Annotated in this window: 13 protein-coding genes; 1 reads left to right on the forward strand and 12 read right to left on the reverse strand. The window is 59.3% G+C overall.

All coding sequences use genetic code 11. From position 1 onward, the window contains the following. Positions 1-308: 308 nt before the first annotated feature. The 10 genes from HW273_RS00655 to HW273_RS00700 all read right to left on the reverse strand — a co-directional run bounded on the left by HW273_RS00655 (position 309) and on the right by HW273_RS00700 (position 8,972). Positions 309-1,034, reverse strand: a complete 726-nt coding sequence (locus HW273_RS00655; protein ID WP_179009772.1) for a hypothetical protein — start codon at positions 1,032-1,034, stop codon at positions 309-311. Between the two features lie 420 nt (positions 1,035-1,454). Beyond that, positions 1,455-2,255 carry a pyrroline-5-carboxylate reductase gene (gene proC / locus HW273_RS00660; RefSeq protein WP_179009773.1) on the reverse strand — a complete coding sequence of 267 codons (801 nt, stop codon included), beginning with the start codon at positions 2,253-2,255 and terminating at the stop codon, positions 1,455-1,457. Next, positions 2,252-2,449: a hypothetical protein gene (locus tag HW273_RS00665; protein WP_179009774.1), complete on the reverse strand. Its 198-nt coding sequence runs from the start codon at positions 2,447-2,449 to the stop codon at positions 2,252-2,254. The genes proC and HW273_RS00665 overlap by 4 nt, the downstream gene beginning before the upstream one ends. 23 nt (positions 2,450-2,472) lie before the next feature. After that, positions 2,473-2,889, reverse strand: coding sequence for an ATP synthase F1 subunit epsilon (gene atpC, locus HW273_RS00670; protein ID WP_179009775.1), 417 nt, complete (start codon positions 2,887-2,889; stop codon positions 2,473-2,475). Then, a complete protein-coding gene (gene atpD / locus HW273_RS00675) occupies positions 2,882-4,273 on the reverse strand; it encodes a F0F1 ATP synthase subunit beta (protein ID WP_179009776.1) in 1,392 nt (463 codons plus the stop codon). The genes atpC and atpD overlap by 8 nt, the downstream gene beginning before the upstream one ends. A 14-nt stretch (positions 4,274-4,287) precedes the next feature. Next, complete coding sequence (atpG, locus tag HW273_RS00680) at positions 4,288-5,193, reverse strand: ATP synthase F1 subunit gamma (protein WP_179009778.1); 906 nt, start codon at positions 5,191-5,193, stop codon at positions 4,288-4,290. Next, positions 5,180-7,216 carry a F0F1 ATP synthase subunit alpha gene (gene atpA / locus HW273_RS00685; protein WP_179009780.1) on the reverse strand — a complete coding sequence of 679 codons (2,037 nt, stop codon included), beginning with the start codon at positions 7,214-7,216 and terminating at the stop codon, positions 5,180-5,182. Before atpA ends, atpG begins: the two co-directional genes overlap by 14 nt. 6 nt (positions 7,217-7,222) lie before the next feature. Further along, positions 7,223-7,708: an ATP synthase F0 subunit B gene (locus HW273_RS00690; protein WP_179009782.1), complete on the reverse strand. Its 486-nt coding sequence runs from the start codon at positions 7,706-7,708 to the stop codon at positions 7,223-7,225. Positions 7,709-7,752: 44 nt separating this feature from the next. After that, positions 7,753-7,968 (reverse strand): ATP synthase F0 subunit C, encoded by a 216-nt coding sequence (gene atpE / locus HW273_RS00695; RefSeq protein ID WP_179009784.1) that lies wholly within the window; start codon positions 7,966-7,968, stop codon positions 7,753-7,755. Positions 7,969-8,285: 317 nt separating this feature from the next. After that, complete coding sequence (locus tag HW273_RS00700; protein ID WP_179009786.1) at positions 8,286-8,972, reverse strand: F0F1 ATP synthase subunit A; 687 nt, start codon at positions 8,970-8,972, stop codon at positions 8,286-8,288. A gap of 287 nt (positions 8,973-9,259) precedes the next feature. On the opposite strand from HW273_RS00700, the gene HW273_RS00705 reads away from it, so the two are divergent. Beyond that, positions 9,260-10,183: a LysR family transcriptional regulator gene (locus HW273_RS00705; protein WP_179009788.1), complete on the forward strand. Its 924-nt coding sequence runs from the start codon at positions 9,260-9,262 to the stop codon at positions 10,181-10,183. A gap of 105 nt (positions 10,184-10,288) precedes the next feature. Here the strand turns inward: HW273_RS00705 and lepB are convergent, their stop codons facing one another. Further along, a complete protein-coding gene (gene lepB, locus HW273_RS00710) occupies positions 10,289-11,002 on the reverse strand; it encodes a signal peptidase I (RefSeq protein WP_179009790.1) in 714 nt (237 codons plus the stop codon). A gap of 11 nt (positions 11,003-11,013) precedes the next feature. After that, complete coding sequence (gene srtB / locus HW273_RS00715; RefSeq protein ID WP_179009792.1) at positions 11,014-11,760, reverse strand: class B sortase; 747 nt, start codon at positions 11,758-11,760, stop codon at positions 11,014-11,016. Positions 11,761-11,908 lie beyond the last annotated feature (148 nt).

Here is an 11,908-nt window from a genome sequence, read left to right on the forward strand (position 1 = left end):
TGCATAAGTCCTCGCACTGCTCCGCTTCTTCGAAGCTCCCGCAGTGCCGACAGGAATTCGCACTCTCGTGCCGCTTCGCTGCACTTTGTGCGACTCGGCTTCGCCCGGGAGGCTTCAACCGACCTCCCTTCGGGAGGCACTTCTCTTCGAGAAGTGGTCATGTGCGCTCCGAGTCTGCCCAATGGCAGACTTCTACGCTCTCATTCCTGTTGTCCTGTCAGATGTCAGAACAGCCGCTCGTGTTAACACGGCGGCTGTTCTGTCGCCTGACAGGGACTTATGCACTAATTGTATCGAATTTCATGCAATCAGGCAAGGGAATCCGGAAAAAGCTTCCGAAGCTCATCCTCATGGCTCTTCTCGAGGAAGCTCCGTTCACGCCCGTCTACCCGAATCCTCTGCGGCTCTGTGCCGGTGCGTCCGAAGAGCGCGCAGCATATCCCGCACGCGCGAAGCGCCTCGCAAAGCGCATAGCCCCGCTCCGCCGCGAGCAAATAGCAGTTCTCCGAGAAGAGGCGGTAAGGATTCAGCCCAAAAAGCTCGCAGAGCTCCAAGGTTATCGAACGAAGCGGAATACAATCGCAGCGGAACTCGCATCCGAACGGCTTTCCGATCCGCCTGCCCTCCTCGTCTCTGCTCTCCTCCTCGAGGAAATCCCAGAGCGCGGCAAGTACCCCGCCTGCCCCGACGCACCTCCATTTACGGACGCCGTAGCGGCAGCAAAGATCCGGAAGCAGATCCTCGCTGTCTCCAAACACGATCTCCCCCGCATTCCTCTTCGCCTCCAAATCCGGCTCTCCCTCCGGAACCGGCTTTCCGCTCTCCGTAAACAGGAGGATATGGCGTGCCGAGAGTCCCTGCTCCGTGAAGCTAAGCCGTGGGAGCTCCCGCATTCCGAGGAGCTCCTCCGTGAGATACGCCCTTCCGAAGCGCGCCCGGAGCTCCTCCTTCTTCTCCGAGAGAATCCGCTCCGTCCCGCGGGTTCCGGCATAGCCTACGAGCAGGAGCTCCAGCTCTCCTGACAATACTGCCATCCTTCCCTCCTCTCTCCTCGCAGCAAAAGCGGCAACGCACGCCTCGGTTCCGCCTCGGACATTCGTTGCCGCTCTCCTCTGTGACGCCGCATGCTATCGCAGGATAGACAGAAGCGGCGGGATCACCATCGCCAGCACCATGACTACAACCATCGCAATGACGACAACTGCGGATATGGTTTTTTTCTGCTTCGGACTCATCATAAAAGACTCTCCCTTTGGATTAGAGAAACACTGATTTATTACGCACACCCGTTGACAGCAGCTTCCCCGATTTCATCAGCATTTCCTCAGAACATAACACCGTTGCATTTTACCCCATTTCCACGGGATGCGCAAGACCACCTCTGCCGTGCTTTCGCACGCCCTGAAGCATCACGCCCATTGGTACATCGCTTCCCGGACTTGACCAGCCTTTCCCTAGTCCTCCTGAATCGCCTGCACCGCAGAGAGGACCGCTGAACGGAACGCCTTTTCTTCGAGCTTCGCCACGCCCCGGATGGTCGCACCTCCCGGAGAGCAGACCGCATCCTTCATGACGCCCGGATGCAGACGGGTCGCCTCCTGCATCGCTGCAGTTCCCTCCAGCATCCCTGCCGAAAGTGCATAGGCAGTCTTTCTCGGCAGTCCGTACATCACTCCGGCGTCTGCCAGCGCCTCCATGAAGAGATCCGCAAAGGCCGCTCCGCAGCTTGACAGGATGCCTGCAATCCCCATCTGCGCAGTCTCCGCCATCACAATCGTGCTCATCGCGGACAAAATATCTGTCACCTCCATGAACTCCGCATCACGGAGAGAATGCTTCCGCTCCACCACGAATATGCCTCTTCCGATAGACACCGGCGTATTCGGGCAGGTGCAGAGCAGCTGCACATCCGCCGGAAGCAGTACAGACAGACGGTCGAATTCATAGCCCCAGATAATGGAGACGATGACCTTTCCCGAAAGCCTCTCCTTAAGAGAGGAGAGCACGCTCTCCGCGAGATTCGGCTTCACGCAGAGGAAGAGCAGCTCCGCCTCCTGTACGACCTCCTCCGGCGTCTTCCGCGCATTTATCCCGCCGAGCTCCGCGCAGCGCTTCTCACACTTTTCAAAATGCGCACCGCAGGCATAGAGCTGTACGGCGGCGATCCGCCCGGAGCCGAGCATCCCCTCCGCGATCCCGGAGCCCATATTGCCGAAGCCGATAAATCCGATTTTCAAATTCCTGATCTCTGTCATACTACTCCATTCCACTCTGCTGCGAGGGGCGAAGCCCCCCTCCCCTTCTGCTCCCGATCGCTCCAGGGCGCCGCATTCCTCCCGCATTCCATGCTCCCGCAGCAGCCGCTGCCGCACGGCTCCCCGCATTCCGCGCTCCCTATGCGGCGCTTCATACCATGGAGCACCCACGCACCGCCCTGCAGACATTTCACGCGAAAGTTCCCTGCCATCACGATCAGATGTAGCGTTCCCGAAGCTCCAGCCTCGTCAGCGCCCTCGCGAGGCTCGCCTGCGAGGTCTTATACTCCTGTATGCTCTGCTTCTGTCGGAGCTGCTCCATCGCGCGCTCCTTCGCCTCCTCCGCTCTTCGGATGTCGATCTCCTCCAGCGTCTCCAGCGTGTCTACCAGCAGTGTCAGCCGGTTGTTCGCGAAGTTCAGGATACCGGGCCCGACGGCGACGTGCAGCCACTCGTCATCCTCCTTCTGGATGTCGAGCTGCCCGATCTCCACCGCAGCGACAATCGGCGCATGATGTGCCATCAGCCCGAGCTGTCCGTCCAGCGTACGGATATTCAGATACTTCGCCTTGCCGTCATAGAACACACGGTTGGTGGCAATGACGCGCAGGCTGAATAAATCGGTCTTAGCCATGTAATGTCTCCGCCTTCTTCTTCACGTCCTCGATATCTCCCACATTGAAAAACGCCGCCTCCGGGTACGCGTCCATCTCGCCGTCGATGATCGCCCTGAAGCCCCGGATCGTCTCCTTCAGCGGGACATATTTCCCAGGTATGCCCGTGAACTGCTCTCCCACGAAGAAGGGCTGCGAGAGGAAGTTCCGGATCTTCCGCGCACGGTACACCGTCAGCTTATCCTCCTCGGAAAGCTCCTCCATGCCGAGGATGGCGATGATGTCCTGCAGCTCCTTGTACTTCTGGAGGATCTGGAGGACTGCCTGCGCGGTATCATAGTGCTCCTCTCCGACAATATCCGCCTCCAGAATACGGGAGGAGGACTCCAGCGGATCTACCGCCGGATAAATTCCCTGCTCCACGATCTTACGGGAGAGCACTGTCGTCGCGTCGAGGTGCGCGAAGGTCGTCGCCGGCGCAGGGTCGGTCAGATCGTCCGCCGGCACATAGACCGCCTGCACGGAGGTGACGGAGCCGTTCGTCGTGGAGGCGATCCGCTCCTGCAGCTGTCCCATCTCCGTCGCCAGCGTCGGCTGGTAGCCCACCGCCGACGGCATTCTGCCGAGCAGGGAGGAGACCTCCGAGCCCGCCTGCGTGAAACGGAAAATATTGTCAATGAAGAGCAGCACGTCCTTGTGCTCCACGTCGCGGAAATATTCCGCCATCGTGAGTCCCGTCTCCGCTACCCGCATCCGCGCGCCCGGCGCTTCGTTCATCTGCCCGAAGACGAGCGCGGTATTCTTGATGACACCGGACGCCGTCATCTCACTGTAGAGATCATTTCCCTCCCTGGAACGCTCGCCGACGCCGGTGAAAATGGAATAACCGCCGTGCTCGGTCGCGACGTTCCGGATCAGCTCCTGAATCAGCACAGTCTTGCCGACGCCCGCGCCGCCGAAGAGTCCGACCTTGCCGCCCTTGGAATACGGTGCGAGCAGGTCGATGACCTTGATGCCGGTTTCCAGTACCTCCTGCACCGGAGACTGCTCCGTAAAGGCAGGCGGCTTCCGGTGGATCTCCCAGCGCTCCTCTGTCTTCGGCGCTTCCTTCCCGTCGATGGCATCTCCCAGCACATTGAAGAGCCTGCCGAGCGTCTCCGTGCCGACCGGCACGGTGATGCCCTTTTCGGTCGAAACGACCGTCATATCTCTCTCGAGTCCCTCCGTCGCGGTCAGCATAATGCAGCGGACGGTATTGTTGCCGAGATGCTGCGCCACCTCCATGACAGAACGCTTCCCGTGGTTGTCGACCTCCATCGCCGTCTTCAAAATCGGCAGCGGCCCCTTGTCGAACTCCACGTCCACGACAGGTCCCATGACCTGTACGATTTTACCCGTTTTCATTCTCATCCCCCCTTCTAGGATCTCCTCGCCCGCGCCGCCCGCTGCGCCTTCGCGCCCGCCGCGATCTCCGTGATTTCCTGCGTGATCTGCGCCTGCCGCACCCGATTGTACAGAACCCGGAGCCGCTGCTTCAGCTCCGATCCGTTCCGGTTCGCGGCATCCATGGAGGTCATACGGGCATTCTGCTCCGAGCAGAACGCCTCCACGAGCGCACTGTAAATGAAGCCGTTGACATAGTCCGGCACAATATTCTGGATCACGGCATCCGGACTCGGGAAAATGCGGAATTCTTCGAAGTTCGAGACCACAGGAATCTCGGTGAAGACGCTGTGCAGCCGGTCCAGCGGCAGCAGCTGCTCCACGGAGGGCTCCATCTCCAGAGAGTTCTTCATGCGGGTATAGACCACATAGAGCTCATCGATCTCGCGGTTCTGATACAGCTCCATCATTCTCCGCGTAATCGTGCGGGAACGGTGCAGCGTCGGATTCTGCGCCGTGTAGTGGAACTGCTCCTCGATCTCGATTTGCCTGCTGTGAAAGAACACGCGTCCCATCTCCCCGACCACGAAGAGCTTGAAGCGCTTCTGCTTCGCAAGCAGCTCCTCCGTCAGCTTCAGCACATTGTGGTTGTACGCACCGGCGAGCCCCTTGTCCGCCGTGATGCAGATCACCGCGGCAGTTCCCGTCCCCTGCTTCACCGCCTTCCTGAGATCCAGAAACGGGTGCTTGTAGCCTGCGGGCAGATGACGGATCACGCGCGCCATCATTGCCTGCAGCGTATAGAAGTACGGCTCCGTCTTCGCGAGATCCGCCCTTGCCTTCCGCATCTTCGTCGAGGAAATGAGATACATGGCATTGGTGATCTTCATCGTATTGTCAATGCTGTGGATCCGATCTCTTAATTCCCTAGTTGTTGGCAACGCCTGCCTCCTTCTGGTATGTCGCGCGGAACTCCTCTGCGACCGCGCGGATCTTCTCGCGGCTGTCGTCCGTCAGGAGCCTTGAAATCTCGATGTTCTTCTCAATCTCCGGATACTTCTCATGGAAATAGGAGAGAAGCTCTCCCTGGTACCGCTTGACCTCCTTCGGCGGAACGTCCATCATCAGCTTGTCCAGCGCGACCACCAGCGTGACGACCTGCTCCCCGAGCGACATCGGTCGGCCGAGCGGCTGCTTCAGGAGCTCCATCAGTACCCTGCCCTGTGTGAGCTGCGCCTTCGTATTCTCATCGAGATCCGAGGAGAACTGCGTAAATACCGCCATCTCCCGATACTGTGCGAGGTCGATACGGAGCGAGCCGGACGCCTTCTTCATCGCCTTCGCCTGCGCAGCGCCGCCCACACGGGATACGGAAAGTCCGACATTGACCGCCGGCCGCTGCCCCTCGAAGAAGAGACTGCTCTCCAGGAAGATCTGCCCGTCCGTGATGGAAATGACATTGGTCGGAATATATGCCGACACATCCCCCGCCTGCGTCTCGATGATGGGGAGCGCGGTGATCGAGCCGCCGCCCAGCGCGTCCGAAAGACGGCAGGAGCGCTCGAGCAGCCGGCTGTGCAGGTAGAAAACATCACCCGGATACGCCTCACGCCCCGGCGCGCGTCCCAGCAGAAGGGAGAGCGCGCGGTATGCCACGGCATGCTTCGAGAGGTCGTCATAAACGATCAGGACATCCTTGCCCTTGTACATGAAATATTCGGCAAGACTGGTCGCCGCATAGGGCGCGATATACTGAATCGGCGCGGGATCTGCCGCCGTCGCCGCGACAACGCAGGTATAATCCATCGCACCGTGCTTCTTCAGATTGTCCACCAGCGCGGCAAGCGTCGATTCCTTCTGCCCGATGCCGACATAGATGCAGACGCAGTCCTTGTCATGCTGGTTCAGAATGGTATCGATCGCGATCGAGGTCTTGCCCGTCTGCCGGTCTCCGATGATCAGCTCTCTCTGTCCGCGCCCGATCGGAAACATGGAATCGATCGCGAGGATACCGGTCTGCATCGGCTCGCTGACCGACTTCCGGTCAATGATGCCCGGTGCCGGCTGCTCGATCGCGCGATAATCGTCCGCAGGAATAGAGCCTCTGCCATCGATCGGCGCGCCCAGCGCGTCGATCACGCGCCCGAGATACGCATCACCCACCGGAATGCCCGCCATCCTGCCGGTACGGATGCCGCGGCTGCCCTCGATGATATCCGCCTCGTCGCCGAAGAGAATGACGCCGATGCGATCCCGCTCGATGTTCTGCACCATGCCCTTGACGCCGTTATCGAACTGAATGACCTCGCCGTACATCGCATGATCCAGCCCGTTCAGGATCACGACGCCGTCTCCGATGCTCTCGACGAAGCCGATCTCCTTTTTCTCCGCCTTCAGGTCGAAGGTATTGACGGAATTCCGGAGGATGGTAATGATGTCCGCATCGCTCGTAAGGGAGGAGCGGGTGTTCCGGATCTCCTCCATGAACTGCTCTCTCCGTCCTCTGGTGCTCCAGTCGAACTGATCGTTTCCGACCTCAAGGATAAAGCCGCCGCCAAGGGAGGCATCCTCCTCCAGATCGAACTGCACATGGTTGGACCGGTACTTGTCACTGACGAACTTCTGGATCTTGATGAGCTGCTCCTCGGACGGCTTCGTCACATAGCGCAGCTTCACACGGAGCACTGTCGCCTCCGCGCTGGCGAGACGCATATACTCGTCCGCGATCTCCCGCCATGTCCCGATCGTATTGTCATCGCAGAGCACCTTCAGGATGTCCCGCACCTCTGTCGGGAATACGCTGTTAATCACACTGTGCCGCTGCTCCAGCGGAACCGTCGGGTCGGCGAGCTGTGAGGAGGTTTCCGGCAAAACCTCGAAGATTCTCGTGGTCTCCTCAATGACGCTCTTCGGCACCTTCATGCGATTCAGCTGCGCAGCATACTCCACTGTCTTTTGAATCATAAGTCCTTACCCCTTCTTCTCCGCATCGCTCAGGAAGGTATCATAGAGCTTGCTGTCATTCTCGCTGGAATCTCTGGACGCGGCGATCTTATATGCCGCCTGTGCTACCAGGAGCGCCATCTGCTCCTGCATCTCGTGCTGCTTCGCCTCCGCCTCCTTCTGCGCCTCTATCTTGGCATCGGAAATGATCTTGCCTGCCTTCTCCCGGGCATTGGCGATAATCTCGTCGTACTCCTTGGAGGCGGCGAGCCGGGTCGAATCGAGCTTCTGCTGCCGCTCTGTCTCGATGTTCGCCATCGTTTCCTCGTAGCTCTTCTTCATCTCCTGCGCCGCCGCATTGGCATTCTCCGCATTCTTATAGGATGCAGAGATCTCCTGCTCCCGCCGGGCAAGAATCTCCCGCACCGGCTTGAACAGGAAGCGCTTCATCAGAAAGTACAGGAACAGCAGATTGATTACGGTAAATAAAATATTGATGTCAACTCTGAGCATTTTCTCCCCTTTCCTATCCGCTGGAAACCGTTCCTTCCGTCCGTTTATCTGAGAAAGAAAATGATCAGGATTCCGATAACGAAGCCGTAGATGGCAGTCGCCTCCGCGAGGGCGCAGCCGAGGAGGAGGATGGTCATGATCTTACCGCTCGCCTCCGGCTGTCTCGCAACGGCCTCTGCCGCCTTCCCTGTCGCCATGCCGATAGAAAGTCCGGCTCCGATACATGCAAGTGCTGCGATTGCTGCTCCGATTGCTGTCATAATGTTTCTCCATTCTGCCGCTCCGCGGCCGTCAATGTTTTTCAGGACTCAGCCTCGTCCGGGAGACTTCGGCTGACCTCCCTCCGAATAGCAATCTCAAGCGATTGCCGTCCGCGTGACCTCCCGATCAAAGATCGGGGCAGTCGGGAGGTACATCTCTTCGAGATGTAGTCATGTACGCTCCGGATTTCCCTGATGGGAAATCTCTACGCCGGGTTCACCTCGGTTCTGTAGACCTCGGTGAATCCGCCTTCGGCGGACGCAGACTTCGTCCGCGCCAGTTCGCTCCGCAGTTTCCCCGATGGAAACTGCGGGGCTCATTCAACCGCCTCTTTAATATAAAGCGAGGTCAAAAATACGAATACGTATGCCTGAATGAGTCCGTCAAAGATGTCGAAGTACAGGCTCAGGATCGCCGGCAGCCCCACCGGCACAACGAGCTTGATAAGCTCCATGATGACAAACGCGCCGAGGACATTTCCGAAAAGCCGCATGCAAAGAGACAGCGGCCGGATAAATACCTCCAGAATATTGATCGGGGTTACGATCGCGATCGGCTGGGTGAAGCTCTTCATCCACTTCCACGGTCCCTTCTGCCGGATCCCTGCCGCCTCTACCAGCACGATGCTCATCAGAGACAGCGCGATCGGGACATTCAGATCCTTCGTCGGCGGCTTCAGCCCGAAGATGCCGATCAAATTGGAGAGCCCGATGAACAGAAGCACGACGGAGATATAGCTCCCATAGCCCTTCGCCTCCTCTCCCAGCATCCCGTCCGTGAAGCTGTCCAGCTTCGTCACGATGATCTCCGCGAGCTGCTGACGTCTGCCCGGGTTCCGTACCTTCAAGTCAGATCCCAGATACACAGACGCTGCCAGCAAAATCGCCATCACGATCCAGCTGATGACGACAGACTCCGACACGCCGATCCCGCCGAACAGGGGAATCGTGAAGACCGTCTCTACGTTCAGCTCTGCCAGCAGCTCTGCTGCAAGTTTCTGCATGCTCTTCCTCCTTTTTCCGTTTTAGTCTTTCTTCGTTTATTTATTATAAAAGACAACCCATAATTATAAAACGCTTTTTATAATATTCAAGAAGTATTTTTAATATGGCAGATATACAAATTTCAGATATCATGCTACACTTCCCTGTGGCAGCGCGCCGACCGTCCCGCTGTTTCTCCGGAGATGCCGGGCGGACTATGAGAGGAGCCGCTTCCCGCGTGACAATCCTGCCGTTTCTCCGGAAACACGGAACGGGCGGATCAGTCCGCTGTCAGAAAGGAGCTTCCATGATTACCTTCGACTATTACCGGATCTTCTACTATGTCGCCTACTATCAGAGCTTCACCAAGGCAGCGAAGGAGCTCGGCAACAACCAGCCCAATATCTCCCGCTGCATGAACAATCTCGAGGCGGAGCTGGGCTGTCAGCTCATGCTCCGCGGAAACCGCGGCATCCGCCTCACCCCGAGCGGGCAGAAGCTCTTCGAGCACGTCGCAGTCGCCTTCCGTCAGCTCCAGGCGGGAGAGGAGGAGCTTCGGAACGAGCTCTCCTTCCAGAGCGGGCAGGTGGCGCTCGCCGCCTCCGAGACGGCGCTCCGCCTCGTGGTGCTGCCGGAGCTCAGCCGCTTCAAGCAGAACTACCCCGGCATTGCCATCCGGATCTTCAACCACTCGACGACACAGGCGCTTCGAAGCCTCCAGAACGGGCTCGCCGACTTCGCCGTGGTCGCCTCCCCGCTGAGTCTGGGCTCCTCCCGGGACTTCGTCTCCAGGGAGCTCTACAGCTTCCGGGAAATCCCGATTGGCGGTCCCCGCTACTTCGACTACGCGAAAACCGTGCATCCGCTCCGGGAGATCGCCCGGCAGCCGATGATCTCCGTCGGCAGGGAAACCGGCACACGCGAGCTCTATGTCCAGTATTTCATGAACCACGGACTCTCCTTCCACCCGGAGCTGGAAGCGAGCTCCACCGACCAGATCCTGCCGATGGTCGCCTTCGACCTCGGCATCGGCTTCTACCCCGAGGAGCTCGCGAGCGAGGCGATCTCGCATGGCAAGGTCGTGCAGATCCCGATCACGGAACCGCTCCCCGAGCGTGCGTTTTGTCTCGTGACAGACCGGACGCGGCCGCTCTCTCCCGCAGCGAAGAAGCTGCTCAGCTGCTTTGAGAGTCTGCGGAGCTGTCCGAAAGAGCAGGAGCCGACGCGTTAAGCGCCGGCTCCTGCTCTTTCCTGTCTCCTCTTCCGGGTAACCCATCCGCAATTCGCTGAAACAGACACGATTGCTATGCGATTATCATGAATTTGACTGCCCTGCTCACAGATTCGAGCGCCGGAGGATCGTGATGACCTTGCCGCCGAGCTCCGCACGCTTCACGACACCGTAGAAGCGACTGTCCTTCGCGCCGTTCCGATAGTCGCAGAGCAGGAAATACTCGTCCGCGCCGAGCCGCACAGGGTAGCTGACACGGTCACTGTCATAGCTCCTCGTAGGATAATAGATCTCACTCTCCATGACGGTATTGCCATTGATACGGAGCCCGCCCTCCTCCGGGATGTCTACCTCATCCCCGGGCAGCGCCGCGATCCGTGCGACATAGTCCCGCCCGTCCTTCCGGAGAATCACGACATCATTCGGATAGTATCGCTTCTCCAGACGGTAGCAGAGCAGCAGGTCACCGGCGCTGATCCGCGGCTTCATGTCCTCGTTCGGCATCGGCCGCACCGCGAAGAGCACGAAGAAGAGGAGATAGAGGAAGACAAGCAGGAAGACAAGCCGCAGGAAGAAGCTCCGGATCTCCCGCCGCTGCCGTCTGCGCCGCCGCGCTTCCTTCGCCGCCTCCGTACCCTCCGCAGTCCCCCGCTTCTCCGCTTCTCCGCCCGATTCCCTCTCTGCCCCCCGCTTCCTATCAGGCTCCACTTCCCTTCCATTCAATGCCGGCCCGCTGCGAGCAGCTCTCTGCTCCGGCTGTCCGTTCCCCGCCGCGTGATCCGTCTCCGCGCCGCGTTTCCCCTTTCCGATCCACTTCATCGCTCCCCCCTTTATGCCGCATCCAGAAGTCTCCCGAAGACGAGCACCCGCGCATTCGTCGCCGCAGAAACGCAGGTCGAGAGCGCGACGATCGTGTCCGTCTCCTTCACGCCGATGTCCCGGTACTGCGTCGCCTCCGCCGCGAGCAGCTGCAGCAGCTCCCCGCGGTCCGCACAGAGCGACTCGACATTGTACACGCGCCGGTCGTAGGCGTCCGCCTCCAGACAGGCGAAGAGCTCCAGCTCCCGCGACTGCCGCATCGTATAGATCCTGCCCGTCCGATGCTTCTCGAAGTAGTCCGGATCGAGGAACTCCATCACATCACCGAACATCGCTCCATTGTCCATATGGTGCCCGTAGATCAGGAGATAGCGGTCGCTCAGGTCGGCTGCATTCCGGCTGCTCAGGAAGATCGCGCCCGAGAGCGAGAACTCGCCGAAGACGTCCTCATTAACATACTGCATATCGTCCTCTCCCTGCATCAGCGGATAGTCGATATGCGTATCGTCCACCGTGATCCAGCCGCGGGTATCGGCATTGATCGCCGCCAGCTCCTCCAGCGAGAGCTGCGACGTACCGTCCGGGGACGGCTTGTACTTCAGGAGCTCCGAGGACACGAACGCGCCCCGGAACATCATATAGCTGTCCCAGAGCGAGTAGCCGCCGTAGCTGAGCATCGTCAGCATCAGGATCAGCGCGACCGCCGACAGGATTCTGTTTCCAATGCGGGCAAGCCCCGCAGCGCGTTCCAAGGTCATCTCGCAGCCCTCCGAATCTCCGTTTTCCCGACCTGCTCCTCTTTCTGCCGTCCCTCTCATTTCTTCCGTTTCTCTCAGAGAGCTGCTGATTTCCTCCGTGTCTCCTCCGCGCAAGGGGCGCGCCAGCCTGCGCTGTCACCCAAAAAGA

It is taken from the genome of Oribacterium sp. oral taxon 102, from assembly GCF_013394775.1.
Taxonomy (GTDB): Bacteria; Bacillota; Clostridia; order Lachnospirales; family Lachnospiraceae; genus Oribacterium.

What these genes read in the sequence shown, in the direction of transcription:
- atpA (WP_179009780.1), bottom strand. Translation starts at nt 7,216, where the DNA reads ATGATTCAAAAGACAGTGGAGTATGCTGCGCAGCTGAATCGCATGAAG.
- atpD (WP_179009776.1), bottom strand. Translation starts at nt 4,273, where the DNA reads ATGAAAACGGGTAAAATCGTACAGGTCATGGGACCTGTCGTGGACGTG.
- atpC (WP_179009775.1), bottom strand. Translation starts at nt 2,889, where the DNA reads ATGGCTAAGACCGATTTATTCAGCCTGCGCGTCATTGCCACCAACCGT.
- proC (WP_179009773.1), bottom strand. Translation starts at nt 2,255, where the DNA reads ATGACAGAGATCAGGAATTTGAAAATCGGATTTATCGGCTTCGGCAAT.
- lepB (WP_179009790.1), bottom strand. Translation starts at nt 11,002, where the DNA reads ATGAAGTGGATCGGAAAGGGGAAACGCGGCGCGGAGACGGATCACGCG.
- HW273_RS00690 (WP_179009782.1), bottom strand. Translation starts at nt 7,708, where the DNA reads ATGCTCAGAGTTGACATCAATATTTTATTTACCGTAATCAATCTGCTG.
- HW273_RS00655 (WP_179009772.1), bottom strand. Translation starts at nt 1,034, where the DNA reads ATGGCAGTATTGTCAGGAGAGCTGGAGCTCCTGCTCGTAGGCTATGCC.
- atpE (WP_179009784.1), bottom strand. Translation starts at nt 7,968, where the DNA reads ATGACAGCAATCGGAGCAGCAATCGCAGCACTTGCATGTATCGGAGCC.
- HW273_RS00705 (WP_179009788.1), top strand. Translation starts at nt 9,260, where the DNA reads ATGATTACCTTCGACTATTACCGGATCTTCTACTATGTCGCCTACTAT.
- srtB (WP_179009792.1), bottom strand. Translation starts at nt 11,760, where the DNA reads ATGACCTTGGAACGCGCTGCGGGGCTTGCCCGCATTGGAAACAGAATC.
- HW273_RS00700 (WP_179009786.1), bottom strand. Translation starts at nt 8,972, where the DNA reads ATGCAGAAACTTGCAGCAGAGCTGCTGGCAGAGCTGAACGTAGAGACG.